This window comes from Nonlabens sp. Asnod2-A12, from assembly GCF_045063745.1.
Lineage (GTDB): Bacteria > Bacteroidota > Bacteroidia > Flavobacteriales > Flavobacteriaceae > Nonlabens > Nonlabens xylanidelens.
The window spans coordinates 149078-175630 of the sequence record NZ_JBEFOB010000003.1; the positions used below are offsets into that span (position 1 = coordinate 149078).

The window sequence follows — 26553 nt, forward strand, 5'->3', positions numbered from 1 at the left end:
TTTAAGGTTTGTGTTTGTTCCGCTTTCGCGAAAGCGGAATTCTTATTCTAAAACTTATAAAAGTTAAGACACTGTTTTCAGGTTATCATTAACTGCTTGTTGATAGGCGCGAGGGTTATTTGCTTTTTTAATGGCTTTAAAAGCTTTTTGCGGATTGGGAAATGTCAAAGCCCAATATTCCCAAAAACCTTGCATTTTCATCTTTATAGGTGTTGGACCTTGTAAAAAGTCATCATATTGCTGGTATATGGTGTCATGGAATTCTCTAAAGATCTCCCAACGATTTTCTGGATATACTTCAGTATCTGCCTTTATCATGCTGGGTAAAAAAGGATCGGCTATGAGGCCGCGACCTATCATCCAGTGATCTATTTTAGGAAATTGTTTTTGCATCGCTCTAAAACCGGCTACACTAGTTATGTCACCGTTGTAATACAGTTTGTGTTTTGAGGTGTCCAGACATTTTTGAAACGACTCGAGATCTACACCACCTTTATATAATTGTTTACCTATGCGTGCATGGATGGCGATGTTCTTAATAGGATATTTTTCTAGAATAGGGAAGGTACCTAAAATTTCTGTAGGTTCTAAATATCCCATTCTCATTTTCATCGAGACTACAACATCTGTCTCTGCATGAACACGTTCTAAAATATGATCTATCTTTTCTGGATCACAAATAAGTCCAGATCCCATACCTTTTTTAGTCACCATAGGATAAGGGCAACCTAGATTCCAATTTAATTCTTTGTAACCTAATGATCTTATGTACTCTACAGCGATAAGAAACTCGTCTGCACTGTTAGTCATAACCTGTGGTATCAAATCTGGCACCTCGTTATTTTCTAACTGCAAGTCACGCTGGTATTTACTACTTATAACTGGCTTATTATTAAACCGGATATAAGGAGCATAAAAAGTATCGATACCACCAAAGTATTTATGTACCGCATTACGGAATCTAAACTCTGTAAAGCCTTGTAGTGGAGAAGAAAGTAGGGTAAATGACATGTGTTATAATTGCAGTGCAAAGTTAATGCTTGCGTAAGTAGAAAATATAGCTTTCTACTATTATTAAATCAGCTCGCATTGCACAACTAAGATACTTATGTTATTTATTCCTCTTCGTCTATTTTGGGTAGGTTGTAGACTAAATCTTCTAGAGCAACCTTTTTTTCTATAATGCCTACTGCGGTAAATTCTTCTATAATCTTATCTACGGTACTTTCCCATAACTGGTCATCACTAAACTCTGTACGTAACAGCCATTGCTGTACATCACCTACTTGTAGGTCGTAATGTGATGCAATAGTGCGATCTATACTAGGTATGTGTTTAAAGTCTGATGTGTAGGTATTAATGATGTGAAGCATTTTTGCAAGTGCTTCTTCTTTTTCTGAAATACATTTTTCCGTTGCAGCGATTACAAAACTAGGCCATGGTGTGGCTATAGTTTCTAGGCGTTTAAAAACACCTTGATCTACTATGGGCTGTGTCATATAACGTTCCCATAGAAATAGTTGCGCTTTATTTGCACTTAAAGCTTCTACAGCGCCATCTAGTGTATTAATTAATTCAAATTCTATGTCTTCGGTATCCCAACCATGTCTTTTGGCTAGTAGATAACTCATTAAATGAGAGCCACTTCCATAGCGACTTATGGCTATTTTACCATCTTCTAGTTGCTCTGTTCTATCTGCTTCTATATTACCAGGTGCATGCACGCCCCATAGTAGAGGAGAGGATACATATACTTGTAAAATACGCGACTTATTCCCAGCGATAATATCTTTTACGATTCCATCGGTTAGAATACAGGCTACGTCTAGTTGCTCTTCACGCAATAGTTTGCTCATGCGACCAGTTCCTTCTGGTACGTCTTGCCATTGTAGATCTATTCCCGCTTTCGCGAAAGCGTTATCCTCAATTGCTAGGTGCCATGGCAAATTAAAATGCTCTGGTACACCGCCTATTTTTATGGTTATCTTTTTTTCCATAGCTTACAAATATAGCACAGAAGCGTTAACTATGCTTTTGTTCTAGGTATTTATAAATTTCTTCTTGTGAGCGAATTTTCTTCTCCCCATCCTTGGCTTGCACCATTGGGTTGTTTTCTTGTGGCGTATGTATGCGTGCTTTTACATTATCTCTCAATTGAAGGTCTAGAATATCATCGAGCTCTGCATATATATCTGGATCATTGATAGGTGTTAACACTTCTATTCTACGATCTAGGTTACGACTCATCCAGTCTGCGCTACCAGTGTACATGATAGGATCTCCTGCATTGTGAAATTTATAAATACGACCATGTTCAAGGAATCTGTCTACTATAGAAGTGATTTCTATATTTTCACTTATACCTTTAAGTTGCGGCACGAGACTAGAGAATCCTCGTACTATAAGACGTATATGTACACCAGCCTGACTGGCCTGGTACAATAGATGAATCATGCCACGATCTTCTAGCTGATTCATTTTTGCTGTGATGTAGCCACCTTTACCGTTTTTAGAATGTTCTATTTCTTGACGTATTAGTGATTCAAAAGTACTTCTGGTAGTAAATGGGCTTATAAGCAGGCTACTGGCGCGTGGTATAATTAAATCACCTTGCAAGACTTTAAAGGTTCTTAAAAGGTCTTTAGTTATTTTTTTATCTGCGGTAAATAATCCGTGATCACAATAGTTTTTAGAAGTTTTGGCATTAAAATTACCGGTACCTATGTAAGCATATCTTTTTTTCTTATCGTTTTCTCTACGTAAGATAAGCAGCACTTTGCTATGTACTTTTATACGTGGATAACTATAAATAACACGAGCGCCGTGTTTTTCAAATATGCGTCCCCATTTGATATTGTTTTCTTCGTCAAATCTAGCTTTTGCTTCTACAAATACGGTTACTTTTTTACCGTTTTTAAGTGCTCTTAATAATGCATCTGTAAGCGCAGATTCGTTTGCAACGCGATATAAAGATATTTTTATTTCTTCTACTTGCTCATCTTGTGATGCTTGGTCTATAAATCGTTGCACATAATCAAAGGACATAAAAGGAAAATGTACGAGCTGATCTTTTTTTGCAATTACTTCAAAGTAAGAACTTTCCTTTTCTAATACTTTATGCTTTATAGTCTTTAAAGGAGCTGCCTGTAGCTCTTTGTTTTTAGTTGGGTTAGGGAAACCAAAGAAGTCATGGAAGTTATGATACGTACCGCCAGCTACCATATCTATTTTACCTAAGCCTAGACTTTTTCTTACGTTTTTCCTAACATCTTTAGGCATGCTCTCATCATAGAGCAATCTAGTAGCTTGTCCTACCTCACGTTGCGATAAAGATTTGTGAATCAAGTCTGCCAGAGTGCCGTCTATCTCTTGATCTAGATATAATTCTGCATCTCTAGATAGTTTAATAGAGTAGGTGTTTGATATTATATTTTCAGGGAAAATATCTTCAATATTAGCTTTTATGATATCATCTAAAAAGGTTATAACATGTTGATCACCTTCTTTTTTAAGTTCTATAAAACGACTAGTTTCTGATGATGGGATATTTACAATACCGTATTTTTTTTCATCCTGAAAGGTTACTAACAAATAGAGGTGTTGGTTTTCTAAAAATATATCACTGGACTTTGAAGCCTCTACGATATCGGTATGTAATATCTTTTTGAGATGTGTTTTATAATATTCATTGGCTAGCTGTAGGTGGTTGTTTTTAAGAGTTTTGAGATCTAATAAGTGGATGTTGTTATCCTTTAATTCAGGGACTATATGATCAAAGAAAATCGTACCTAACTCTTCTTGTTGAGATTTTACTTTAACCAGTAATTGCTTTACAAACTTAGAAGGACGTAACGCTAGTTTTTTTCTAATGCTTTTATCAACTCTTTTAAGCTGACGCATTTGAGAAACTCTTACTCTAAAATACTCATCTAGATTTGATGAGAAAATAGCGATAAATTTAAGACGCTCATAAAGTGGATTGCTTTTATCTGCGGCTTCTTGTAGTACGCGGTCATTAAAACTTAACCAGTTAATGTCTCTATGCTGGTAAGGATATTTTTGATGTTTCTCCATCTGTTAAAATTAAGAGGTTCTAGGAGTTTTTTTTATCAAATTAAGGTTAAAAGTTCCTAATATGTTGTAGATTTAAAAACCAATCTACAATTCACTTAAACTATGAAAAAGTACTTTCCACTTATTGTCCTTTGTTTTTTGACCATTTCATGTTCTGATGAGTCCAATGATGATATCCAAGTAGAGAGAAATATGACCTTAAATATAAATGAAGAACATAACGAACTTCTAAGTCTTGAGAGAGATCAAAGAACTCATACTATAACGAGACAGGCTAACATATTTGAAACAAGTGAAATTAATCAAACTTTAAATGCCTCAGATGAGGAAATGTCATTTTTTACTTTCAAACCACAAGATTCGTTTACAGGCGAGGAAACAGTAATCATTACCACAATTGAAACCTCAAGCGAGAATGTAAATAACAGTCGTAAGATCACTACAACATATAACTTTACTATACAGTAATAGTTTTAAGTAACAATAGAATCTAAAGTGAATTTAATTAGTTTTTCTACTAACTCTTTAGGCTTTGTAGAAAATTCTCCAGTAGCTCTATTTGCAAGAATAGCATTTAAAGATACAGCTCTATGACCTAATAACTTTGACATGGCGTATATACCAGCGGTTTCCATTTCTAGATTAGTTATTTTATGTCCTTCAAAATTGAAGTCTGCAATGTGTTGATTCAAATCCTTTTCTGCAGGTTGTAATCTTATTTTACGACTTTGTGGCCCATAAAATCCTACGTTAGTAATGGTATTTCCATTAATCATCTCTACGGTCTGAAATTTCTTTGCAAGGTCTGCATCGCAGTTTACTATGTAAGGGGTAGAGTGTAATTTTGATCGTGGAATTTGTTGGGTAACCGCTTTCGCAAAAGCGAGATCACCACCATCACTTTTATACCAGTGCATTAAACTATCAAAACCTATCCCGCGTTGTGATAATAAAAAGCTGTCTATGGGAATATCACTTTGTACGGCACCACTTGTTCCAACACGTATGATATCTAGAGATTTAAGCTCTTCTTTAACTTCTCTAGTTTTAAAATCTACATTTACTAACGCATCTAACTCGTTAAAAACGATGTCTATATTATCCGTTCCTATACCGGTAGAAACCACGCTAATGCGTCTGTTTTTATAAACACCAGTATGGGTGTGAAACTCACGTTTTCCTACTTTTAACTCTATAACGTCAAAGTATTTTGAGACTTCACTGACACGCTCTGGATCACCTACTGTGATTACTGTGTCTGCCAGTTGATGTGGTTTCAGATTTAAGTGATAGATGCTACCATCTGGATTTATGATAAGCTCTGAATTTGCTATAGGCATATTAAAAATCGTGTTTTGCGATGAGTGAAATTTCTACATTCACATATTTAGGCAGGTTTGCTACCTCTACAGTTTCTCTAGCAGGAGCTGTTTCTTCTTTAAAGTAACTTCCATAAACTTCATTAACCGTAGCAAAGTTGCCCATGTCACTTAAAAAAATACTTGTTTTAAGTACGTTTTCAAAAGTCATGTCTACCTGTTTAAGAAGGCTCTCTAGGTGTTTCATTACTAGATGAGTCTCTTCTTTAAGATCGTCTATTTTAAGTTCTCCAGTGGCAGGATCTATCGCAATCTGACCGCTAGTGTATAATGTCTTTTCAAAATCATTGCTATAATATACAGCCTGATTGTAGGGACCTATAGGCTTAGGAGCAAGGTCTGTGTAGATAATTTTTTTCATGATACTAATTTAAGACTTATTAAAGAGCTTCTTGAAACTGTATAATAAGTTTTTATTTAAGATTATGTTAAATGAAAAAGCGCGTTGTGTAAAACAACGCGCTTTCTATTAAATATGGAACTTTAAGTTCTATATGATTTATTTTGTGATCTTCATTTCAAAAACAAGATCAGTGTTAGGAGGTATAACACCACCAGCGCCACGCTCACCATAAGCAAGGTCAGATGGTATAAATGCTACTATCTCGTCACCGTAATTCATAGATAACATAGCGTCTTTAAATCCTTGAACCATACCTACAGAAGAACTGTATTGAACTGGCATAGGGGCATAAGCATTCATTTGCGCTTTTCTCTCGTTTACGTTATCATATTTTTGAGCTATCTCTAATACAGAAGAGTCAAATAAAGTACCGTCCATAAAGAAACCACTATAATCCATCATTACAGAAACGCCATCAGCTGGTTTTTCACCGCTTCCTGCTTTCTTTACATAAACCATTACATCGCTATTAGGTAATTTAGTAGCTTTAAGTTTTAGAGCAGCAAGGTCAGTTGCTTTAGCCGCTTTATTTGCAGGTGCAGCAGCTTTTCTTTCGGCAGCAATCTTTTCTGCTTCTTCTCTTTTTGCTTTTGCAGCACTTAATGCGTCTTCAAATGTTTTAACAGCATCCCATTTTCTAGCTTCTTTACCTTTACGGATTATAGATATTTTTTGCATGATCATATCTTCTACAGGCTTCTGTCCGTTTACTGGAGTAGTAGCAATAGAATCAACAACTTCAAGACCTTTTACCACTTTACCGAATACGTTATAACGCATATCCAGTCCAGGGTTTTCTTTGTGCATGATAAAGAACTGGCTACCGTTAGTATCTGGTCCAGCATTTGCCATAGAAAGGATACCTTTAGAATCGTGCTTTAAAGAATCGCTTACTTCTTGATCAAATTTGTAACCTACATCACCACTTCCAGTACCAGTAATATCTCCACCTTGTATCATAAAGTCTTTAATAACTCTATGAAAAATAAGACCATCATAAAAAGGTTTACCTTTAAGAGAATCGTTCACTAATGGGTGTTTACCTTCAGCGAGAGCGACAAAGTTAGCACTAGACACAGGAGCATCCTTGTAATACAATTCTGCAAACATGGTTCCTTTATTCGTTTGAATTTCGGCATATACACCATCCTTAACGTCTGGATATTTGTCTTCACAAGAAGATGCCATAAATACTAGGGCAAGTATTGCAAGTAGTCCGTGGATTTTTTTCATTTTACTAATTTATTTTTTTTGTTTAAAATTATTTTGGATTTTGCTTTCGCGAAAGCGGAACACTTATCCCACTTTTAGTTTTCTACATTTATACCTAATAATCTTACACGACTTTTAAAAGGTGTGTTAGGTCCTATTAGATTTTGGTCTCCATAATAGCCATAAGCTGCATAAGATGGGAAAAATACGATCATCTCCTCATTGGTTTGCATTAACTTTAACGCTTCTCTCATACCTCTAAAAACACCATATTCTTGCTCTAGGCTCTTTGTGATAGGAGATAGGTCTTCTTTATTATAAATAACCTCTCCATTTAAAGAGGTAACATCATATTCAAAAGTAACTCGATCGCCAAATTTAGGCTGGATACCGCTTACAGAATCTTTTTTAGTAAACATGTAATAAAACCCAGTTGAACCGCGCTCAAACTGTTGATCTAGATCCTTAATAATGGTTTCTATCGCTTCCTCTTCGGCAGCGTATAGTTTTTTATTAATTTCAATAGATTCTTGTATGGTAGAACTAGTCGTGTTAGTAATAGGTTTTCTAGGTTCTACTTTTTTACTACAACCGTAAAAAGAAACTAGAATAACAACTACTAAAACCGTTTTATATAACCACTTCATGGAGCTCTTTTTCATAATAGGGCAAGATACTAATTAATTTTTTCACTGTATCGTCCATAGAAAGATCAGATTTACCACCGGCTGCATTTTTGTGGCCGCCACCTTCCCAGTTATCTCGTGCTAGTTGATTCACATCAAAGTCACCCTTAGATCTTAATGATGTTTTAATGATAGACTCGCTTTTTTTCTCGATTAATATTTGTGCAAATACAATACCGTCTAGACTTAATGCATAGTTTACAAAACCTTCTGTATCACCTTTTTTAAAGTTATTGTCATCCAGTTCTTTTTGAGTAAGAGTGATAAAAGCAGTGCGGTATTTTTCTAAAATAACCATGTTATTAAGTGCAACACCTAGTAACTTCATTCTAGAAGGTGTGTTTACATCATAAATCTTGCGATTTATACCTTCACTATTAGCACCTTTATCTACCAGATTTGCAGCAACACGTAGGGTAGTAGAAGTGGTAGAACGGTATTTAAAACTACCAGTATCTGTTAATATACCTGTGTACATAGCAGTAGCCATGGCAGGAGTTATTTTTTCAGTGTCGCCTAGCATTTCTAGAAAGTGATAAATCATCTCGCAGGTAGAACTCATTGCGGTGTCACTATACATATAGGTAGCAAAATCATCTGGTTGCTGGTGATGGTCTATCATTACAAAGGTAGATTTTACCTCGCTAAGAATAGTTTCCATATTTCCTGCGCGGTGAAAAGCGTTGTGATCTAGGTTAAAAATAAGATCGGCTTCATTGATAAGAGCATCTGCTTTTTTACTTTCTTGCTCGTAATTGACAAATAAATCACTGTAATCCATCCATTTTAAGAAGGTAGGAAAATCGTTAGGACTTATCATAGTTACCTTGTGACCTAGCTGGATTAAATAACCGTAAAGCGCAGTTACAGAACCTACAGCGTCACCATCTGGATTTTTATGTGGTACAATAACAATATTTCTAGGAGAGGAAAGCTCTTTTTTCAGGCCTTCAATTTGATCTTTATTCATAGGGTAACAAAAGTAAAGTTTTCTCAGGCTTTAACAAGTATAATGGTCATTAAGCTAGAGGACAGTTTTATTTTTTATTTAGGAGGTATAATTTTATGTCAAAGTATTACTTTTGCAGCGCATTTTAAAAAATATAAAAATGGCTACTAATAGAACATTTACAATGATTAAGCCTGATGGCGTTGAAGACGGTCACACAGGTGCTATACTTGATAAGATTACAGCAAGCGGTTTTAGAATCGTTGCTTTGAAAAAAACTCAAATGACTGTTGCAGATGCACAGGCATTTTATGAAGTACACAGTGAGCGTCCATTTTATGGTGAATTAGTAGAATTCATGAGCCGTGGTCCTATAGTAGCTGCAGTTCTTGAAAAAGAAAACGCTGTTGCAGATTTCCGTACTTTGATAGGTGCTACAAATCCTGCTGATGCTGCCGAAGGTACTATCAGAAAGATGTTTGCAAAGAGTATGGGTGAAAACGCTGTTCACGGTAGTGATAGTGATGAGAACGCTGCTATAGAGAGTGCATTCCACTTCTCTGGTCGTGAAATGTTCTAAGAAACAGACTTTTTATAGTAGTTTACTACTTTAAATTATATAGAAAAGCCACTTCATAAGAAGTGGCTTTTTTTATGGGTTGTTTATTCCGCTTTCGCGAAAGCGAAACAATTAAAATTCTTTTAAAAATTTATACACTTTAGGTAAGGGCAGTCCCATGACGTTATAATAGCAACCTTCTAAACGTGTAACGGCTGCATACCCTAACCAGTCTTGTACACCATAGGCGCCAGCTTTATCAAAGGGTTTGTAATTAGTAACGTAGTAATCTATTTCTTCTTCACTAAGAGGTGCAAAATGTACCTTAGTAACATCATTAATAACATGCTGACGTTGCGATGTGGTAAAGCAAACAGATGTGTAAACTTCATGAAAATCCCCACTCATAGAGTTTAACATCTCTCTAGCATGTGTAGCACTTTTAGGCTTTTCTAATGGAGCGTCATTAAACCATACTATGGTGTCGCTGGTTATTAATAGTTCGTTTTCCTTTAAATCATTCTTAAAAGCACTAGCTTTTAGAATAGAAAGATAGTCTGTGATTTCCTGACCTTTTAAACGGTCACTGTAAACCTCGTCTACAGGTCTGGTTTCTATTTTAAAATCTAGATCTAAACCTTTTAAAAGCTCTTGTCTACGTGGTGATTGAGACGCGAGAATGATCTCTGTATCTTTAAATTTATTTGCTAGCATAGCTGTTAATTGAAGTAATAATTGATTCTAAAAATTCCTATAGATAGTATTCCTAATAGTAAAACTACCTTGAGTATAGTAGACAGTATATGAAATTCTCTTTGAGACGCAGCTGTCCATAATTTGATCATGACATACATTAACGGTCCCATGATTAAGAATATGAAATAATAGGTAGCAATTTCATTTAAGTAAATATATTCATAAACGTACCAGCCTAATAGAACTAGAATAGCTATTATGAAAATAGAGGTAAACCTTGCTGCACGAGTTCTACCTAGAGCAATGGCTAGAGTGTTTCTACCGCCAGATTTGTCTCCGTTTACATCTTCACAATCCTTAACCCATTCTCTAACTAGATTGATTAAAAATGCCATTAAGGCAAATTCTAATAAGCGTGCCATGATAAATCTAAAAGCAACTTGTGTCTCTGGAGTGATGACAGGAAACATTTCAAATACTCCAGTGATTAATAGGACCAATGCAACTAATATAGAGATGATAATATTACCTACTAGTAGAATAGATTTAAGCGAGCTCGCATAAAGGTAAAGTACAAAAGCCACTGCAATAAATACACTAGAAAGCACAGGTTTCCCTAAACTGTTTGATAGAACAAATCCACAAATAACAGCAGTAATGGTAAGAGCAAAGTATAAATTATAAGCACTCTTTTCTGAGATGCTTTTTGTTACTAGTAGTTTTTCTGGTTTATTGACTCTGTCTATTTCTACGTCATGAATATCATTAATGACATTGCCACTTGCGGTGAGTAGGGCAGTCGCTGCTATTAATAGAAGCAATTGCCACCAGTTTAAAGCAGGTACCACATTAGATGGTATAAGCATGCCGTAAATAATGACTAGTTGCGTTATAATAGTCATTAATACGTTGGGCCAGCGTATAATTTTAAGGAAAACAGTCATTTTAAATAGAAGGAAAATTTTAAAGCTATTGAGGTAAAACTAAGTGATTCCGCTCTATAGCGGAATCACGATGTCAACTTATGTATTTGTGTTTGATCTTTTAAATTCTAAGTTTATTAAGTAGACTTAACGCTTTTACCATCTTGTACGTTCCATTTACCTTGTACTTTCATGACTTGTTCTATAATATCACGTACACAACTATCGCCACCGTTTTTATGAGATATATATTGACTTACCGCTTTTACTTCAGGAATTGCGTCTTGTGGACAACAGCCCACACCAGCAAATTCTAGTGCTGGAACATCGGGCATGTCGTCACCCATGTAAACTATGTTTTCAGGCTTTAAATTATGTTTTGCAACATATTCGTGCATTTGCACCATTTTATTGCTAGCATTAAGAAAAACGTCTGTAATGCCTAGACCTACTAGTCTAGATTTTACACCTTCATTTCTACCGCCTGTAATAATACATACGTTAAATCCATTATTAAGAGCTGTTTTCATAGCATAACCATCTCTTGCATTCATGGTACGTAAAAGTTCTCCAGATTCAGAAATAAGCATGCGACCATCGGTAAGAACGCCGTCTACGTCTAGAATAAAAGTTGTGATATCGTGTAGTAATTCTTTATAGCTAGTTGCCATGTGTTTTTTGTATGGAGTTAGTAATAGATCGGTACATATCGCGATCTTCATTATCAAGCATTTCTAAATGCTTTTCTATAGTTTTTATATCATTTCTCATCGCTGGACCAGTCTGTGCCTTTTGAGGAGATAAATCGATAGCTTTAGCAAGTGTTTCTTGCATTAATGCATTTAGCAACTGTGTGTCCATGGCTGCGTCTTGCATTATTTGGTCAGCTTTAGTATAACAGTGATTTACAAAGTTATTCATATAAACAGCTGCAAGATGGAGCTTTTTACGTTGATTAGAATTGATTTGTTCTCGCTTTCGCGAAAGCGTAACAGCCACCTGCTCTAACACATCATTTACAGCCTCACTGTTAGATTCTAAACATAAAGTGATGTCCCCAAAGTTAGGTTTTCTGGTCTTACTAAAGCTTTGTGGCATATAAAAAACGCCGTGACGCTCATGTTTTTCTAAGGCTGTAATAGATACACTACCGCTGGTATGTGCTATAATGGCTTGTGAGGTAGGTAATAGGTTTGCTGTTTTATTTACGGCATCATCTGGTACTGCAAGTATAATAAGATCGCAAGCGGGCAAATTTGCTATTTGAGAAAGTAAAGGGGCTTTTATATCTGATAGCTTTTTTTGAGCTCTATTATAATATCCTACAAGAGAAATTTTATTTGATAAAGTAGCTTTTTCAAAGGCATGACATAAGTGCATTCCTACATTACCGGTTCCTATAATAATAATCTTAATCATAATGTAAAAATACGTACTTCAAAGCGACTCACAATACATGGTGTTGCGGCTTTTGTGAAGTATCTTTGCAGCCTGTAAAAAAGTCCTATGAAAGATAGATTAATTGCCTTGCTTTTTGGTACTCGTACAATGACATTTTTGCTGCTAGCATTTGCAGCAAGTATGGCGGCGGGAACATTTATAGAAAACTCCTATGATACACCTACTTCTAAGCTTTGGGTATATAATGAGTGGTGGTTTTCATTAATCATGTTTTGGTTAATGATCAATTTTATAGGGAACATAAAACGTTATGATTTATTACAGTGGAAAAAGTGGGCGACGCTTACTTTACACTTGTCATGGGTTCTTATCATTATAGGAGCAGGAATAACACGTTATATTTCTTTTGAGGGAATGATGTTGATACGTGAAGGACAAACTGCAAATACTTTTTTGAGTGACGAGACTTATTTCAGTGCTATTATTCAAGGTGAGGATGAAAACGGTAATCCTATGCAACGTAGTGTAAAAGAAGGATTATTAGTCTCGCAATATGATTATAAGACTTCTAGAGATTTTGATTTCTATGATAAGAATATAAAAGTAACTATAGACAGCATGATTTACGATGCTGTAGAGGGCTTAAAACCTGGAGATGAAAATAGCGATCGTTATTTAAAGATCGTAGAAGCTGGTGAGGGAACGAGACATGATCATTTAATTAAAGATGGAGAAGAGGCGAGTATTCACAACGTACTTTTCGGTGTGAATATAGATCCTGAGGTGGCTGCTCAAAAAGGTCTTATTAATATCACAGAAAACTGGAACGGTTATACGATACAGACTCCATATGCTGGAAATTACTTGCGCATGGCAGACCAGCTAGAAGGAGAAGTTTTTGGAGATTCTATACAAGAATTAAAATTAAGATCATTGTATTCTCTTGCTGGAATGCAATTTGTGATTCCTGAGCCTGTTACCCAAGGTGAGGTAGGAATAATTAAAAGCCCTGAACCTACTAAGGCAAAGGCACACGGTATTCTCGCTACGGTAACTAGTGGTGAAGAATCTCAAAAAATAGAATTATTAGGCGGTAAAGGGATTATATCAAATTTTAAAGACATCGATATTAATGGCCTTAAGTTATATTTAAAGTATGGCTCTATTGCGAGAGAATTACCTTTTAGTATACAATTAAATGATTTTATAGCTAGTAAACAACCAGGAACAGAAAAGTCGTACTCTGCTTTTGCAAGTGAAGTTACTGTTATAGATTCTATGGGTAAAACACCAGAACGCATTTATATGAATCACGTATTAGACAAAGAAGGTTATCGTTTTTTTCAAGCAAGTTTTGATCCAGATGAATTAGGTACACACTTATCTGTTAATCACGATTTCTGGGGTAAAACGATTACCTACATAGGTTACTTTCTTCTTTATTTAGGTCTTATGGCATTGCTATTTGATCCTAATACTAGATTTGGTGAGTTGAGAAGATTAATTAACCGTGTTAAAAAACGCAAGGCAAAACAGCTAGTAATGATTGCTATGTTGTTTTCTATAAGTATAGCTGGTGCGCAAGTACAAGAAGAAGATCATACTGGGCATAATCATGCTGCAGGAGAGCATTCTACAGCTATAGAGAGTAGAGAAGGTGTAAGTACAAATCAGGATGACGCTGTTGTTGATACCACAGAACCTGAGATAGATGTCGCAGATACTAAATTGCCACCTATACCATTAAAACTAGCAGATAGTATTATAGTGGCTAATATGGTACCACTTGTACAAGCAGAACGTTTCGGTAGAATAGTAGTACAGGATAATGGACGTATGAAGCCTATGTCTACCTTATCTAGTGAGATATTACGTAAGATTTCCAAGAGAGATTTTTATGAAGCTAAAGTAGGGGATAGCGTTGTGAGGTTAACACCAGAGCAAACGATGATAAGTATGATTCAATTTAGAGATCTATGGTTTGACGTACCGTTGATTAAATTGAATTATAAGAATGATTCTTTAAAGACCATTATAGGTGTGGATAAAAGTACCAGTTATGCTCGTGGTATGGACTTTATAAGAAGAGAAGATAATACGATAGGTAGTTATAAAATAAGCCCATATTTAGACGAAGCAAATGCAGCAGATGTGAAGTCGAGCATACATCAAGGTTTTATAGATATTAATTATGCTGTTGGGTTATTAGACCAAGTCTTAACAGGTTCTATTTTTAAAATATTTCCTAAGTATCAAGCAGAGAATAACAAGTGGTATGCTTCTGTAGATGCAGAAGAAGCAGGTTTTAATGATGAGCAAAAACGTTTTGTAAGAGATTTCCTTGGGGCGTATAGTACATTATTAATACGAGGAAAAGCAGATGGCAATTATGTAAACGCAAATGCAGCTCTCAATAGTTTGATGGAGTTTCAAAAAGTTTATGGTGTTGATATAATTCCAAGCGAGGACAAGATCGAAGCAGAGATCCTTTATAATAAGTTCAATGTCTTTAAGAGCTTGTATAAATGGTATGCATGGTTCGGTGTGATGATGTTGATTCTTTTAATAGTAGAGATCATTAAACCGATGAAAGAGATAGGATGGACTATTCAATTTCATAAATGGGTCATTTTTGGATTATTCTTAGTACATACAGCTGCGTTAATCATGAGATGGTACTTAAGTGGTCATGCACCATGGTCAGATGCTTATGAGTCGTTAATTTATGTAGCATGGGCAACGATGTCCTTTGGACTCATGTTCGGTAGAAAGAGTCATATGACTATAGCTAGTACGGCATTTGTAGTGGCCATTATTCTATGGGTAGCACAGTTGAACTGGTTAGACCCATCGATAGGTAACTTACAACCTGTTCTAGATTCTTACTGGTTAATGATACATGTTTCTATAATCGTAGGTAGTTACGGTCCGTTTGCGTTAGGAATGATTTTAGGTCTAGTGACTATGATTCTTATGATATTCTCCACAAAAAAGAATAAGAAGATTATGGATCTTAATATCAAAGAGCTTACTTATATCAATGAAATAGCTCTTACTGTAGGTCTTATCATGCTTACTATAGGTAACTTCTTAGGAGGTATGTGGGCAAACGAATCTTGGGGACGTTACTGGGGTTGGGACCCTAAGGAAACATGGGCATTGATAACTATATTTATCTATGCATTTGTATTGCACTTAAGACTTGTTCCAGGTTTAAAGAGTAGATGGACTTTTAGTTTATGGTCAGTAATAGCATTTGCTAGTGTATTGATGACTTATTTTGGTGTAAACTTCTATTTATCAGGATTACACAGTTATGCCAGTGGAGATCAAATTATCTCTTACAAATTTGCAATGATATCGTTATCAGTGATTTTAGTTCTAGCGGCTATTGCTAGATACAGAGAGAATAAAATTTACGGTAAAAAGAAATAGTAGTACAACTGCCGTTTTCATTAAAGCTCTATATAGATTTATTTATCTGTATAGAGCTTTAATTTTTTGATAGAATCTTTGCTCATGCTATAGTTTGCTATTGCTTTAATTATCATACCGCAACCTACTATAATTGCACCATAAAATATTAATGAAATATTAGTAGCTAGAGTAGTAGATATACCTATTACAGCTAATAGAAAACCTAATAAGATCATTATATTTCTCCTAGATTTCATCTTTTTAAGGATCGAGTCTAATACTTCTATAACTTTAGCTTTGTAAGAAAGAGGAATTTGAAGATCACGATCATAAACACCTGCATATAGTGCTAGAAACTCTTCTTTAGAAAACTTATCTGTATTATGATGCTCATCTTTATTCTTTAAAAAGACATCAATTATAGAGGTGAATTGATTAAGTAAATCTTCATCATTTAAATGAAGTTGTTTTCTTGAGGTTTCTAAGCTGTGCTTTTTCTGTTGTTCAAAAGTAGATTCTTCTCTCAGTCTAGCTTGCTCGTCTGCATAGAGTTCGTCTAGGAGAGAGCTTTTCTCATCAACAGATTTGTGTTTAGGCGCATTGTCATACTCTCTTATTTCTTTCCATTGATTTACATCTATGGATCGTTTTTCTAAGGTAATTTGTGCGGCATTCCAGGCGACAGGAGTATATTTTTCTTTATCTATAGTAAGAATATGAATCAATTCTCGATCAGAAAAATCGGCATATAGTTTAAGAAGTTGCTCTTGATTCATTTAATTATTATGCTGATAGTTAGATAACTTTAGTCTTTAAATGAATTCCTGTAAGCTTCTTTCTCACGTTGTGTTTTACGTTGTATCTGGAAACCTTTTAAGAATTTACGTAAATACTGATCATTTAAATATTTGAATTTAGGATGTGTTCTTTTTCTGAAGAAGGCACTCAATTCTGTTTCACTTATCACAACATCTGCCTTTTTCCAGATATAGAGTAATTCTTTAGATGTAAAATTAAAGGCAATTTTAAGTTTACGTAGGATAATGGTATTATCTAGTTCTGTCTCTGCGACAGGAATTTGACCATCTTTTTTACCTCTATGGTTAACTATAAGTCCATTAAGAAAAACAGCTAGATTTTCATCTACGACTACATCAAAGTCTTCATCTTCTTCTTTTTTGAGCCAGTTGCTTATTTCTGCTCTAGAAACAGGTTCACCACCTTTGGCATATATATCTATCATCGCATCATCACTCAAGTTTAGAGTAAATCTCAATCTTCTTAATATATCGTTGTTATCCATTTCTTTTATTTATAGACTAGTTTAAGGCTACAAAGGTACGATTATGATTGCCTTTAAGAATATTTTATTGGGTTTGTTCCACTTTTGCGTAAGCAGAAATCAATTAATAATGCTTTTACTTTTATAATTTAATACCAAATCTAGAGAGCATCTTCTTTTCAAATTTCCAGAAAAAGTCAAATTGACCAAATAACCAGCCCATTGCTACTAATAAAATTTGATAAATAGGGAAGAGTATAAGTATACGCAACGGCCAGAATAGCCATCCAGACATAGATTCTCTGCTCAAGCCTATGTATTCCATAAATGGGCCTGATAAACGTGCAGATAAGGAACCAGTAATGGCAAATACTATAAACATGGCAATTAATTCCCATCTATAAGTAACTTCCCATCTGGTTTTTAATTTTGAAAACAACCACATGGTTATTTTGTAAAATATATAGGTTAAAATTAAAGTCACGATTATGGTAAAAGCATACTCGTAGGTAATGTCTTCAAATGTGGTAGGTAAAATGCGCACGGCTATAAAATAACCACTTGCTAGTAAACCTATTATTCCTAAAAGGATGTAAATGAATTGCCAGTTTTGGGTAATCTCCCAATTCTTTTTTAGTTTTTGCATATTGCAAAAATAAGTTACTTCAACTTCTGATTATATTTTTGTTCAAAGAAAAGGAAGTAGTTGTACAGTAAATAATTCACCTCATAGCCATAATCTGTTCTACGATTGTAATCTATGGCAAATGGGTAAAGATGACTGCCATATTTTATAGGGTTTCTAGATCTAATATTATAAGTAGTAACTTTTAAAGCATTACTTATTTCCATAGCAGATTGAGAATAATAACCTCTAGGTGGTTGTGTACCTAACCAAGAATTAAATCCAGGTTCAAAAATTATAATCTCGTATTCTAGACTATCGTTTACGATACGTATTGTGTCGTTTTTTACAGAACTATTAGAAGTCAGTTTTTTATTTTTTCCTGTATCCATGGTGCTGCATCCTACGATAGCTACTATCACAAAAATGCTGTATATAAATGTTTTCATAGGATAAAAATAGAGTGCTTGTTTCCTTAAATGAAGTAAGAATGAGTTAACGATGCAACTCGTTGAGTAAACAAGTAATTACTACATTAAAGGTACAAAAAAAGCGATCACTAAGGGAGTGATCGCTTTTATAATAATAAAGAGTTGGGATTCTTATTTGAATAAACCTCCTAAAATACCACCTATACCGCCACTTTGTTTTTTATCACCACCTAGAACCATTCCAGCAACGTCGTCTATAATGCTACCATCACCGTCTGCATCTAGAATTTTTTCAATAAAGCTTTGTTCTCCTGCTGCAGCACCAGACTGACCACCTAGAACAGAACCTATAAGGTCACCTATACCATTAGATCCAGAAGCAGTTGCTTGAGATTGATTTTGTTTTGCTAGTACACCCATAACTACAGGAGCAGCCATTTTAATAATTTGACTTACAGATCCCATGTCCATACCACTAGTTTGTGATAATGCACTTTCTACCTGAGTTTGTTTTGAACCTAAAACATGATTTAATATTCCAGCACCATCAGACTCTAATTGCTCTGGGCTACCTGCACCATCACCAAAAATACCACCCAACATATCCATTACACCACCACCGCTATGACGTGGGTCGTTTAATGCATTGTTAAGAGATTCTGCACCTTCAGGAGTAGCTGCATTACGTTGCATAGCTCCTAAAATAAGAGGCATTGCTTGAGATAATAGACCAGAAGTTTGGTCTGCTGATTGTCCTGTTTTTTGAGAAAGTCCTTGTATTAAAGTTTTTCCAGTATCAGATTGTAGTAAGTCTAGTATTGATGACATAAGTAGTTGTTTATTTTAATTATAGCACAATTTACATAATTTTATTGGTAGTATTAAAAAAGGCTAGATTTTAGTTTCGCTTTCGCGAAAGCGCAATTATTACCGACCAATAACCTTAATTAATCGGTATAATGCATTTTTATGGATTCTGTCATTTTGCGATTTCTGAGTACGGCACGATCAAAATCATGCATAAACATAGAGTTTTTCTAAGTTTCTTATCCATCTTAATTAGTTTTAAGTACGCTTATCTGAGCAGTATTAAGGTATTAAAGTCACATATTGGTCAGATTTAATATATCCCACTGACTGTTTGAAGATTTAATTTTTTAATCAAAAAAAACCGCAATCGGTTAAATTGCGGTTTTAAAAAGTATGATTTATCTAAGATTTGTTATCCCAGTATCTCAATAATCTGATCAGCCAGCTCAGTTCCTATACGGTCCTGTGCTTCATTAGTTGCAGCGCCTATATGTGGACTTAATGAAAGTTTATCATTCATTAACAAGACTATTTCTGGCTGTGGTTCTTTTTCAAAAACATCTAGTGCGGCAAAAGAAATATGTTCTGTTTCCAAAGCATTAACTAGAGCAACTTCGTCTAGAACACCACCACGAGCAGCATTTACTATAGCAGCTCCTTTTTTCATAAGGCTTAATTCTTCTTCACCTATCACATAATTCTTTTGAGCAGGAACGTGAATAGTAACGAAGTCTGCAGTTTTAAGCAATTCTTGTTTTTTTACAAGAGGAATTTCTACCTGTACTGTCTGTCCATCAAAAAGATCCCAAGATACAGTAGGAGCCTTATCGGCAAAACTATCATGAGCAACTACTTTCATACCTACACCTGCTGCGATTTTTGCAACTTCTTGCCCTATGCGACCTATACCTATAATTCCTAAAGTTTTACCACGTAATTCAGAACCTTTTGCATATGCTTTCTTTAAACCTTTGAAGTTACTATCTCCTTCTAGGGGCATGTTTCTGTTTGCGTCATATAAGAACCTTACACCACCGTAAAGGTGACCAAAAACTAACTCGGCCACACTGGCGCTACTTGCCGCAGGAGTGTTAATTACTTTAAGTCCTTTTTCACGTGCATAAGCCACATCTATATTATCCATACCAACACCACCGCGTCCTATAATCTTAAGACTTGGGCAGTTGTCAATTAACTCTTTACGAGCCGTAGTTGCAGATCTTACTAAAAGTACTGCTACTTCATTTTTATTTATATATTCTTCTAATTGTCCCTGTGCGACATTAGTAGTAATTACCTCGTGACCAGCTGCGGTTAATTTATCAATTCCGCTTTGTGAGACACCGTCGTTTGCTAGTATTTTCATTTTAGTTTCTTTTGTTTCCGTTTCCTAACCTTAAAAGGGTGCAGAAACAGTTGACTTATTATATTAAACTTTGAGTCAAATTTAAGTTCTAATGAAATCTCACCCTTTAGGGTTGGAGAAAAGATTTCGTTATTAAAAATCTATGATTATTAATTCTTAAGCATTTTTTTCTAACTGCTGCATTACATCTACAAGAGTTTGTACGCTCTCTAGAGTTAATGCGTTATACATGCTTGCACGATAACCACCTACAGATCTATGACCGTTTAAACCATTGATTCCTGCTTCTTTCCACATAGAATCAAATGCTGCAGTGTGTGCGCTATCATTTAAAACAAATGTAGCATTCATAGCAGATCTGTCTTCTTTCTCTTTTACAAAACCATTGAACAACTCATTGCGATCTATTTCATTATAGATTAATGCGGCTTTCTGGTTATTTAATTTTTCTATAGCATCTATACCGCCATTTTCTTTTAACCATTCTAGTGTAAGCATACTTACATAAATAGGAAATACTGGTGGAGTATTGAACATAGAATCTTTAGAGATATGAGTTCTATAATCTAACATAGAAGGTATTTGTCTAGAGACTTTACCTAAAATATCTTCTTTTACAACGATTAAAGTAGTTCCTGCTGGACCCATATTTTTTTGAGCACCTGCATAAATCAAATCGTATTTTTCAAAATCACGTTGTCTTGAAAATATATCACTACTCATATCACAAATTAATGGAACAGACACATCTGGAGTGTACTGCATTTGAGTACCAAAAATGGTATTATTAGTCTGAAAATGGAAATAATCTACATCTTCAGGAATTACATAACCTTTAGGAATATGGTTGTAATTATCTGCTTTTGAAGAAGCTACTTCTATAACCTCACCAAACATTTTTGCTTCTTTAATAGCCTTATCTGCCCAAGTACCAGTGTTTAAGTAAGCTGCTTTTTTCTCTAAAAGGTTATAAGCAACCATTAAAAACTGCATACTTGCTCCACCACCTAAGAATAATGCTTTATAACCTTTGCCAGTTAAACCTAAGTGTTCTAGCGCTAGGGATTGAGCTTTTTCCATGACCGAAACAAAATCTTTACTACGGTGGGAAATTTCTAGGATACTTAAATCGTTGAAATTAAGAACAGCTGCCGCTGCTTTTTTAAAAACTTCTTGTGGCAGTATGCATGGTCCTGCGCTAAAATTGTGCTTAAGCATTGTGTGTCATCTTTTGAATGAATTACAAAAATGCAAAATAGAACGCCAAATTATGTTATATAATCGATAAGGTTTTTAAGATAATGTCAACAAAAATTGAATAGTATCCACACCGTCTGCATAGTCCTGTAATCCAGGTGTTTGTGTAGTACCGAATTCTACTGTCTGTGGTGCAGTCATTTTTCCTAATAAATTACTTACAGTACTGGCTGCTGGTCCAGATGCTACAACGCATTGTAACTTATCTGCATTTTCTTGAAACTCTGTCGCCAGGTCTTCTAAATTATCGTAATAACTATAGCCTAAACTAGCAATAGGAGAGGAGTAGCTGTCATTTTCTTCTTTGATTAATAAGAACTCGTTATCTAATAAATCAAACTCGCTCATTAAATAAACGGCTTTGTTGTAGTCGTAGTTATTTAGGTATTTTTCATTTTTAATAAGTTCTTTTCTAACGAACATGCCATTAAAAAACAGATCAAAATTATATCCTTTGGGCACTTTTAAATGACTCACACTTCTGCAACCTAGACCAAAATAAAGAAACACATCTTTACTAAGCGCTTCCATTTGTTCTAGTGTTTCATTTCCTGTTAAAACGGCAACACTATTTCTATTTTTACGTATGATATTAGGCTTTTTACCAAAATAATGTTCAAAGTATCGAGCTGTATTATTACTTCCGGTAGCGATTACCGCGTCATAATTTTCTAATTTACCGTTTGCATAAGAGTAGGACGTAGCCAGTTCTGGACAGTAAGAAGTTGCTATTTCTAGTAATAAAGGAGTGAGTACGTCATCATTGCTAGAATTTTTAATCATCGCATGATGGCCTGAGATAATGACACATAATACATCATGAAAACCTACTAGAGGTAAGTTACCAGCGGTAATAAGTGCTACATTTTTAGAGCTCACATTATCTAGTTGATAAGCTTGTGTCCAGTTAGTTAGGTTCTCTACAGTTAAAGCATCTGCCCATTGCTGTACAGAAAAATGTAAAGTGTCTTCTGTAAACCATGAGTTCTTACGTTCTGCTAGTTCCAGTCTTTGTTTTATGATATCTTGCCAGCTTGCACCTGAGTCTGTGAGAGACTCTAGGGTACCTTTTAGGTAAGAAGATAGTTGAGATCCCGCTTTCGCGAAAGCGGAAATACGATCATTTAACGTGGTATTTATTGACAATGTGTTCACAAGGCACTATTTTTGCACAAAAGTAAAGAAAAGCTATGGCAATCATCATAACAGACGAATGTATTAATTGTGGAGCGTGTGAACCTGAGTGTCCTAACACGGCAATTTATGAAGCAGCAGATGACTGGCGCTATGCAGATGGTACAGATTTAGATGGAAATGTTGTTTTACCTAACGGTAAAGAAGTGGATTCTAATGAGACGCAAGAACCAGTAAGTGACGAGTTTTATTATATAGTCCCAGATAAATGTACCGAGTGTGTAGGTTTTCATGAAGAGCCACAATGTGCTGCGGTATGTCCGGTAGATTGTTGTGTGCCAGATGATGACGTCGTAGAGACTAAAGAAGTGCTGTTAGAAAAGCAGGCTTTTATGCATAAAGACTAAGTTATATTTAAACGATAATTACAATTTTCAAAACTCTCAAGAGCTATCGCTTTTGGGAGTTTTTTGTATTTATGATTTTATGGAGCAACTGGTTATTAGTTATATTAGCTTAAAATTTATAGCCATGAAATATCTTTTCTCACTTTTATTTATAGGAGCTTTTTTTAATGGAGTTGCGCAAGAAATTACAGGACAGCAACTACTGGATAAAGCAATCAAAGTTCATGACCCTAGTGGAAATTGGAATAGTTTTAAAGGAAATTTACAGGTTACGATGTCTACGCCAGATAAACCAGCTCGTGTGAGTGATATTTTGATAGACTTACCTGCTCAAAAATTTAGTGTAGCCGCAACTCGTGATAGTGTCATAACTATTTATGCGGTAGATAAAGAAAATACCTCTGTAGATAAAAAGGATTTGAGATCTCCTGAAACTAAAGCGGTGAGTTCTGATAAAGACAATGAAAGAGCTGTTTTTATGAAAAACTACTATACCTATTTGTACGGTTTACCGATGAAATTAAAGGATGAAGGAACTCATATAGATCCTAAAGTAGAACGTAAAACCTTTAAAGGCAAAGAATACTTAGTAGTAAAAGCTTCTTATAATGAAGCGGTAGGAAGCGATGTGTGGTTCTTTTATTTTGATCCAATTTCTTATAAAATGGAAATCTATCAATTTTTTAGAACAGATCAAAAAGGTAATATAAAACCTGATTCTGGAGAGTACATTTTATTATCTGACAGCCACTTAATCAATGGAATACACATGCCTAAAGTACGTAAATGGTATTATAACAAAGATGATAAATTTCTAGGCGCAGACGTGATTACAAAATAATTGAACTTTTCTTTATAATGATAAGCAACCTTTTTTAGAATTCTACATCTATCTATAAACCAACCTAGATGAAGAAGTTACTTTTTCTGTTACTACCCATTATTTTAATTTCTTGCGAGGCCAGATTAGACGACGATAAGCGTGCATTTTTTAAAACTAGAATTGTTGATTCTAGTGGTTTGCCACTTGTCAACGCATCGGTAGAGGTAACGACTTATAGATCTTATGATTTCTTTTTAATTAACGGACAGAATCTAACAAAAACTTCAGAGCCTGATAGAGATTTTTTATTAGGTAAAGGAACAACCGATGAGAATGGAGCCGTTTCTTTTACCATGTTATTTGATACTGCCTATAGATATTATGTTCATATAAAAGGAGTTGATGATTCTAGTAAAATACTAGCTGTAGCAAGTGATAGTTTTAATCAAGATCTTACTCTAGATATTCCATTAATTACTATGACAGATATTGCAAATGTGGAATTAGAGTTTATAAATACATCAGGTACTACAAGTGTTTATGATGTAACCATTAATTATTTTGCGATTTATTGTGACGAATTGTACGAGAATAACTCTTTTGTAAGAGATGAAAATTGTGAGTTTGAAGATGAGATCATCGATTTGGTAAATCAAACAACAGATGATGGTTTATTTGAATTTAGAGCCTTTTATCCATCTGTTATAGATGTGAATTATAGAGATGCTGCCGGAAATGAAGTAAACGAACAATTTACCATTAACAATCCTACAGAGCGTTATGAGATTAATTACTAGAAAAATACTTATAATAGCAACTGTTTTATCAAGTTACTATTCTTATAGTCAAGAAAATACAACAGAAAAGTCTCATAGCTTACCAGATCGTGTTTTTGCAATAGATTTTTATTTGCAACGTGCTTTGCCTAGCGGCGATAACTTCATAGGTAACGGATTATCTGACGGTACTGGCTACGGAATAAGAATGCAATTTGACATTTATAAAAACATTTATGTAGGAGGTGCACTGAGTCAAGACTTTTTCAGTGTAAAAAATACAGATGTGATAGGAGAGTTTAATAGAGCAACTAAGTTCAATGCTTATCTGTTTCTAGGTTATGATTATCAATTAAATGACGACTGGAATATCACTGCAGATCTAGGTTATGGATACAGTCAAAATAAGAATAGACAAAGTACAGAACAAGGTGGTGGTAAATTTAGAGATACTGGAAATGTATTTAGAATAACGACTAGCATAGAATACAACCTATCTAGTGCTACATCCATATATTTAAGTCCCAGTTATGAATCTATTTCTTATAATATAAATAGTGCTCCAGCATTAGAAGATACTTTTGATAAAGGTAAATTTATAAATCTAGCTTTAGGTATCCGTTTTAACGTTAGAGATTATAGAAATGTACCTCTTAAAGATGCCGATAATCAAGAACTTATTGATTTGCAAAATAGAGATCGTGATGATTTAAGTATTTCAGAGAAAAGAAAACTTTATTTTTTAAAGAAAAAAGAAGCTAGAAGATTGCGACGTGAGAGAAGAAGGAGTAATTAATTACTCAACACAAACTCCACACGTCTATTTTTTGCTTGCGCATCTTCTGGCTCGTTAGGATCGATGGGTTGTGATTCTCCATAGCCTCTGTAGTTGATTCTGTGTTTTGATATTCCTTTATTGATAAGGTAATTAGCAACACTTTTTGCTCTGTCTTCAGATAGTTTTTGATTGTATGCAGCGTTTCCTAAATAGTCGGTATGACCGTTTATAGTCACTTTTAAATCAAGATGTGATTTTAAATAAGTTACTAGTTCATCTAGTTCTTGAGTAGTTTTCTCAATCAATGTTGCTTTATCAAAATCAAAAAGCACTGATTTTAAGGTGTAGATGGAATTGAGTTTAAAAGTAGATTCTTCTAATTGCATTTCTTTAACTACAGTTTTCGGCTTTTCAATCTCTATCGGTGGATCTATTCTTATTAATTGAACATGATCTATATAATAATATGCTTTTCTGATTTTGGGAATGAACCGTTGTTTCTTGATATCAGTTTGTTTATTTGATCTAAAATTACCAATAGTTAGATGACTGGCGGCTTCTGTTGCAGTAAATTCTTTTGAGAGTTCTATCCAACTCTCTTTATCATTAAGATAATCGCCATTAGATAGTTCTATTTGGAATAGTTTAGTTTTTTTATTGCGTATTCGTTTACTGCTTATATGGAACGTTCCCCATGATTTAATTTTAGAATCTGAAAATAATATTTGAACGTCTTTTAACGCCATGTCAGAATTGTCAGCGAGAGATACTTGAAAGGAAATCTTATAAGTAGATCCTACAACCAGCGGTTCTGATAACTGTCCTTGAATATATTCTCTATAATCGTCAATACCATAAAAGTAGCAACCTGCGTAGTTTTCCCCTTCAAATGGTAACTGATTTCCCTGATAATTATTTGATGCTTGTACATCTTCAAAGTCGGCACAGGCATTAAAAAGATCACTAGAGCCACTCGTGGGAACGTTCCAAAACTTTACATTTTTATTGAATTGCTCGAGATCATTTGCACAGGTTACTGTTTCCTCAAAACTTCCATTTAAAACAAGGTTTTGTGAGAAGCAAATGTTAGTTATCAAAAAAACAAATAGGACAGATGCGAGGTTAGATTTCAAGAGATAAAGGTTGGTTACTTTTATAAAGTGGA

28 protein-coding genes are annotated in these 26553 nt (G+C 34.7%); 7 read left to right on the forward strand and 21 right to left on the reverse strand.

What is annotated here, in order from left to right:
• Positions 1-63 precede the first annotated feature (63 nt).
• The 3 genes from ACJJVJ_RS00715 to ppk1 form a co-directional block, all read right to left on the reverse strand.
• A complete protein-coding gene (locus ACJJVJ_RS00715) occupies positions 64-1011 on the reverse strand; it encodes a tRNA-dihydrouridine synthase (RefSeq protein ID WP_104515940.1) in 948 nt (315 codons plus the stop codon).
• Positions 1012-1115: 104 nt separating this feature from the next.
• A complete protein-coding gene (locus ACJJVJ_RS00720) occupies positions 1116-1997 on the reverse strand; it encodes a substrate-binding domain-containing protein (protein WP_104515941.1) in 882 nt (293 codons plus the stop codon).
• A gap of 25 nt (positions 1998-2022) precedes the next feature.
• Complete coding sequence (gene ppk1 / locus ACJJVJ_RS00725; RefSeq protein WP_104515942.1) at positions 2023-4074, reverse strand: polyphosphate kinase 1; 2052 nt, start codon at positions 4072-4074, stop codon at positions 2023-2025.
• 102 nt (positions 4075-4176) lie between these two features.
• Here ppk1 and ACJJVJ_RS00730 point away from each other — a divergent pair, with 102 nt between their 5' ends.
• Positions 4177-4542 (forward strand): hypothetical protein, encoded by a 366-nt coding sequence (locus ACJJVJ_RS00730; RefSeq protein WP_405368242.1) that lies wholly within the window; start codon positions 4177-4179, stop codon positions 4540-4542.
• A 5-nt stretch (positions 4543-4547) separates the two neighbouring features.
• Here the strand turns inward: ACJJVJ_RS00730 and ACJJVJ_RS00735 are convergent, their stop codons facing one another.
• From ACJJVJ_RS00735 to ACJJVJ_RS00755, 5 genes are all read right to left on the reverse strand, one after another.
• Positions 4548-5414 carry a nucleoside phosphorylase gene (locus ACJJVJ_RS00735; RefSeq protein WP_405368244.1) on the reverse strand — a complete coding sequence of 289 codons (867 nt, stop codon included), beginning with the start codon at positions 5412-5414 and terminating at the stop codon, positions 4548-4550.
• 1 nt (position 5415) lies between these two features.
• A complete protein-coding gene (locus ACJJVJ_RS00740) occupies positions 5416-5814 on the reverse strand; it encodes a Rid family detoxifying hydrolase (protein ID WP_104515945.1) in 399 nt (132 codons plus the stop codon).
• 138 nt (positions 5815-5952) lie between these two features.
• The gene (locus tag ACJJVJ_RS00745) at positions 5953-7089 is read right to left on the reverse strand and encodes a peptidylprolyl isomerase (RefSeq protein WP_405368246.1); all 1137 of its coding nucleotides are present in this window, start codon (positions 7087-7089) and stop codon (positions 5953-5955) included.
• A gap of 74 nt (positions 7090-7163) precedes the next feature.
• Positions 7164-7715, reverse strand: a complete 552-nt coding sequence (gene gldI, locus ACJJVJ_RS00750; RefSeq protein ID WP_104515947.1) for a gliding motility-associated peptidyl-prolyl isomerase GldI — start codon at positions 7713-7715, stop codon at positions 7164-7166.
• Positions 7699-8724: a bifunctional oligoribonuclease/PAP phosphatase NrnA gene (locus ACJJVJ_RS00755; RefSeq protein WP_405368248.1), complete on the reverse strand. Its 1026-nt coding sequence runs from the start codon at positions 8722-8724 to the stop codon at positions 7699-7701. The genes gldI and ACJJVJ_RS00755 overlap by 17 nt, the downstream gene beginning before the upstream one ends.
• 139 nt (positions 8725-8863) lie before the next feature.
• Between ACJJVJ_RS00755 and ACJJVJ_RS00760 the strand changes: the two genes are divergently transcribed.
• On the forward strand, positions 8864-9283 hold the full coding sequence (locus tag ACJJVJ_RS00760) for a nucleoside-diphosphate kinase (RefSeq protein WP_104515949.1): 420 nt from the start codon (positions 8864-8866) through the stop codon (positions 9281-9283).
• Between the two features lie 111 nt (positions 9284-9394).
• Here the strand turns inward: ACJJVJ_RS00760 and ACJJVJ_RS00765 are convergent, their stop codons facing one another.
• The 4 genes from ACJJVJ_RS00765 to ACJJVJ_RS00780 all read right to left on the reverse strand — a co-directional run bounded on the left by ACJJVJ_RS00765 (position 9395) and on the right by ACJJVJ_RS00780 (position 12300).
• Positions 9395-9976, reverse strand: coding sequence for a Maf family nucleotide pyrophosphatase (locus ACJJVJ_RS00765; protein WP_405368251.1), 582 nt, complete (start codon positions 9974-9976; stop codon positions 9395-9397).
• Positions 9977-9981: 5 nt separating this feature from the next.
• Positions 9982-10902 carry a geranylgeranylglycerol-phosphate geranylgeranyltransferase gene (locus ACJJVJ_RS00770; RefSeq protein ID WP_405368253.1) on the reverse strand — a complete coding sequence of 307 codons (921 nt, stop codon included), beginning with the start codon at positions 10900-10902 and terminating at the stop codon, positions 9982-9984.
• Positions 10903-11018: 116 nt separating this feature from the next.
• Entirely contained in the window at positions 11019-11552 is a 534-nt protein-coding gene (locus ACJJVJ_RS00775) for a KdsC family phosphatase (RefSeq protein ID WP_405368254.1), read from the reverse strand.
• Positions 11542-12300, reverse strand: coding sequence for a Rossmann-like and DUF2520 domain-containing protein (locus tag ACJJVJ_RS00780; RefSeq protein WP_405368256.1), 759 nt, complete (start codon positions 12298-12300; stop codon positions 11542-11544). The genes ACJJVJ_RS00775 and ACJJVJ_RS00780 overlap by 11 nt, the downstream gene beginning before the upstream one ends.
• A gap of 87 nt (positions 12301-12387) precedes the next feature.
• Between ACJJVJ_RS00780 and ccsA the strand changes: the two genes are divergently transcribed.
• The gene (ccsA, locus tag ACJJVJ_RS00785; protein WP_405368258.1) at positions 12388-15717 is read left to right on the forward strand and encodes a cytochrome c biogenesis protein CcsA; all 3330 of its coding nucleotides are present in this window, start codon (positions 12388-12390) and stop codon (positions 15715-15717) included.
• Positions 15718-15755: 38 nt separating this feature from the next.
• Here the strand turns inward: ccsA and ACJJVJ_RS00790 are convergent, their stop codons facing one another.
• The 8 genes from ACJJVJ_RS00790 to ACJJVJ_RS00825 form a co-directional block, all read right to left on the reverse strand.
• A complete protein-coding gene (locus tag ACJJVJ_RS00790) occupies positions 15756-16475 on the reverse strand; it encodes a hypothetical protein (RefSeq protein WP_405368260.1) in 720 nt (239 codons plus the stop codon).
• A 29-nt stretch (positions 16476-16504) separates the two neighbouring features.
• Positions 16505-17002 (reverse strand): DUF1456 family protein, encoded by a 498-nt coding sequence (locus tag ACJJVJ_RS00795; protein WP_104515956.1) that lies wholly within the window; start codon positions 17000-17002, stop codon positions 16505-16507.
• Between the two features lie 121 nt (positions 17003-17123).
• A complete protein-coding gene (locus tag ACJJVJ_RS00800; RefSeq protein ID WP_405368262.1) occupies positions 17124-17627 on the reverse strand; it encodes a DUF6787 family protein in 504 nt (167 codons plus the stop codon).
• A gap of 14 nt (positions 17628-17641) precedes the next feature.
• Positions 17642-18055 (reverse strand): DUF6146 family protein, encoded by a 414-nt coding sequence (locus tag ACJJVJ_RS00805; protein WP_405368263.1) that lies wholly within the window; start codon positions 18053-18055, stop codon positions 17642-17644.
• A gap of 153 nt (positions 18056-18208) precedes the next feature.
• On the reverse strand, positions 18209-18865 hold the full coding sequence (locus tag ACJJVJ_RS00810) for a DUF937 domain-containing protein (protein ID WP_405368264.1): 657 nt from the start codon (positions 18863-18865) through the stop codon (positions 18209-18211).
• Between the two features lie 394 nt (positions 18866-19259).
• The gene (locus ACJJVJ_RS00815; RefSeq protein ID WP_405368265.1) at positions 19260-20213 is read right to left on the reverse strand and encodes a D-2-hydroxyacid dehydrogenase; all 954 of its coding nucleotides are present in this window, start codon (positions 20211-20213) and stop codon (positions 19260-19262) included.
• Positions 20214-20369: 156 nt separating this feature from the next.
• Positions 20370-21431 carry a 3-phosphoserine/phosphohydroxythreonine transaminase gene (serC, locus tag ACJJVJ_RS00820; protein ID WP_405368266.1) on the reverse strand — a complete coding sequence of 354 codons (1062 nt, stop codon included), beginning with the start codon at positions 21429-21431 and terminating at the stop codon, positions 20370-20372.
• A gap of 75 nt (positions 21432-21506) precedes the next feature.
• Positions 21507-22625 carry an acyl-CoA reductase gene (locus ACJJVJ_RS00825; RefSeq protein WP_405368268.1) on the reverse strand — a complete coding sequence of 373 codons (1119 nt, stop codon included), beginning with the start codon at positions 22623-22625 and terminating at the stop codon, positions 21507-21509.
• A 35-nt stretch (positions 22626-22660) separates the two neighbouring features.
• On the opposite strand from ACJJVJ_RS00825, the gene ACJJVJ_RS00830 reads away from it, so the two are divergent.
• From ACJJVJ_RS00830 to ACJJVJ_RS00845, 4 genes are all read left to right on the forward strand, one after another.
• Positions 22661-23011: a 4Fe-4S dicluster domain-containing protein gene (locus tag ACJJVJ_RS00830; RefSeq protein ID WP_104515965.1), complete on the forward strand. Its 351-nt coding sequence runs from the start codon at positions 22661-22663 to the stop codon at positions 23009-23011.
• A 124-nt stretch (positions 23012-23135) separates the two neighbouring features.
• Complete coding sequence (locus ACJJVJ_RS00835; RefSeq protein WP_405368270.1) at positions 23136-23852, forward strand: DUF6503 family protein; 717 nt, start codon at positions 23136-23138, stop codon at positions 23850-23852.
• A gap of 68 nt (positions 23853-23920) precedes the next feature.
• Positions 23921-24631, forward strand: a complete 711-nt coding sequence (locus tag ACJJVJ_RS00840) for a hypothetical protein (protein ID WP_405368272.1) — start codon at positions 23921-23923, stop codon at positions 24629-24631.
• The gene (locus ACJJVJ_RS00845; protein WP_405368274.1) at positions 24615-25406 is read left to right on the forward strand and encodes a hypothetical protein; all 792 of its coding nucleotides are present in this window, start codon (positions 24615-24617) and stop codon (positions 25404-25406) included. The genes ACJJVJ_RS00840 and ACJJVJ_RS00845 overlap by 17 nt, the downstream gene beginning before the upstream one ends.
• Here the strand turns inward: ACJJVJ_RS00845 and ACJJVJ_RS00850 are convergent.
• Complete coding sequence (locus tag ACJJVJ_RS00850) at positions 25403-26521, reverse strand: OmpA family protein (RefSeq protein ID WP_405368276.1); 1119 nt, start codon at positions 26519-26521, stop codon at positions 25403-25405. The genes ACJJVJ_RS00845 and ACJJVJ_RS00850 overlap by 4 nt on opposite strands.
• Positions 26522-26553: the final 32 nt, after the last annotated feature.

Bases quoted from the DNA above. Each gene is read 5' to 3' on its own strand.
- ACJJVJ_RS00720 (WP_104515941.1), bottom strand. From the start codon at position 1,997: ATGGAAAAAAAGATAACCATAAAAATAGGCGGTGTACCAGAGCATTTT.
- ACJJVJ_RS00740 (WP_104515945.1), bottom strand. From the start codon at position 5,814: ATGAAAAAAATTATCTACACAGACCTTGCTCCTAAGCCTATAGGTCCC.
- ACJJVJ_RS00770 (WP_405368253.1), bottom strand. From the start codon at position 10,902: ATGACTGTTTTCCTTAAAATTATACGCTGGCCCAACGTATTAATGACT.
- ACJJVJ_RS00715 (WP_104515940.1), bottom strand. From the start codon at position 1,011: ATGTCATTTACCCTACTTTCTTCTCCACTACAAGGCTTTACAGAGTTT.
- gldI (WP_104515947.1), bottom strand. From the start codon at position 7,715: ATGAAGTGGTTATATAAAACGGTTTTAGTAGTTGTTATTCTAGTTTCT.
- ACJJVJ_RS00835 (WP_405368270.1), top strand. From the start codon at position 23,136: ATGAAATATCTTTTCTCACTTTTATTTATAGGAGCTTTTTTTAATGGA.
- ACJJVJ_RS00745 (WP_405368246.1), bottom strand. From the start codon at position 7,089: ATGAAAAAAATCCACGGACTACTTGCAATACTTGCCCTAGTATTTATG.
- ACJJVJ_RS00775 (WP_405368254.1), bottom strand. From the start codon at position 11,552: ATGGCAACTAGCTATAAAGAATTACTACACGATATCACAACTTTTATT.
- ACJJVJ_RS00800 (WP_405368262.1), bottom strand. From the start codon at position 17,627: ATGCAAAAACTAAAAAAGAATTGGGAGATTACCCAAAACTGGCAATTC.
- ACJJVJ_RS00805 (WP_405368263.1), bottom strand. From the start codon at position 18,055: ATGAAAACATTTATATACAGCATTTTTGTGATAGTAGCTATCGTAGGA.
- ACJJVJ_RS00765 (WP_405368251.1), bottom strand. From the start codon at position 9,976: ATGCTAGCAAATAAATTTAAAGATACAGAGATCATTCTCGCGTCTCAA.
- ACJJVJ_RS00810 (WP_405368264.1), bottom strand. From the start codon at position 18,865: ATGTCATCAATACTAGACTTACTACAATCTGATACTGGAAAAACTTTA.
- ACJJVJ_RS00760 (WP_104515949.1), top strand. From the start codon at position 8,864: ATGGCTACTAATAGAACATTTACAATGATTAAGCCTGATGGCGTTGAA.
- ppk1 (WP_104515942.1), bottom strand. From the start codon at position 4,074: ATGGAGAAACATCAAAAATATCCTTACCAGCATAGAGACATTAACTGG.
- ACJJVJ_RS00840 (WP_405368272.1), top strand. From the start codon at position 23,921: ATGAAGAAGTTACTTTTTCTGTTACTACCCATTATTTTAATTTCTTGC.
- ACJJVJ_RS00795 (WP_104515956.1), bottom strand. From the start codon at position 17,002: ATGGATAACAACGATATATTAAGAAGATTGAGATTTACTCTAAACTTG.
- ACJJVJ_RS00845 (WP_405368274.1), top strand. From the start codon at position 24,615: ATGAGATTAATTACTAGAAAAATACTTATAATAGCAACTGTTTTATCA.
- ACJJVJ_RS00735 (WP_405368244.1), bottom strand. From the start codon at position 5,414: ATGCCTATAGCAAATTCAGAGCTTATCATAAATCCAGATGGTAGCATC.
- ACJJVJ_RS00755 (WP_405368248.1), bottom strand. From the start codon at position 8,724: ATGAATAAAGATCAAATTGAAGGCCTGAAAAAAGAGCTTTCCTCTCCT.
- ACJJVJ_RS00780 (WP_405368256.1), bottom strand. From the start codon at position 12,300: ATGATTAAGATTATTATTATAGGAACCGGTAATGTAGGAATGCACTTA.
- serC (WP_405368266.1), bottom strand. From the start codon at position 21,431: ATGCTTAAGCACAATTTTAGCGCAGGACCATGCATACTGCCACAAGAA.
- ccsA (WP_405368258.1), top strand. From the start codon at position 12,388: ATGAAAGATAGATTAATTGCCTTGCTTTTTGGTACTCGTACAATGACA.
- ACJJVJ_RS00790 (WP_405368260.1), bottom strand. From the start codon at position 16,475: ATGAATCAAGAGCAACTTCTTAAACTATATGCCGATTTTTCTGATCGA.
- ACJJVJ_RS00815 (WP_405368265.1), bottom strand. From the start codon at position 20,213: ATGAAAATACTAGCAAACGACGGTGTCTCACAAAGCGGAATTGATAAA.
- ACJJVJ_RS00830 (WP_104515965.1), top strand. From the start codon at position 22,661: ATGGCAATCATCATAACAGACGAATGTATTAATTGTGGAGCGTGTGAA.
- ACJJVJ_RS00730 (WP_405368242.1), top strand. From the start codon at position 4,177: ATGAAAAAGTACTTTCCACTTATTGTCCTTTGTTTTTTGACCATTTCA.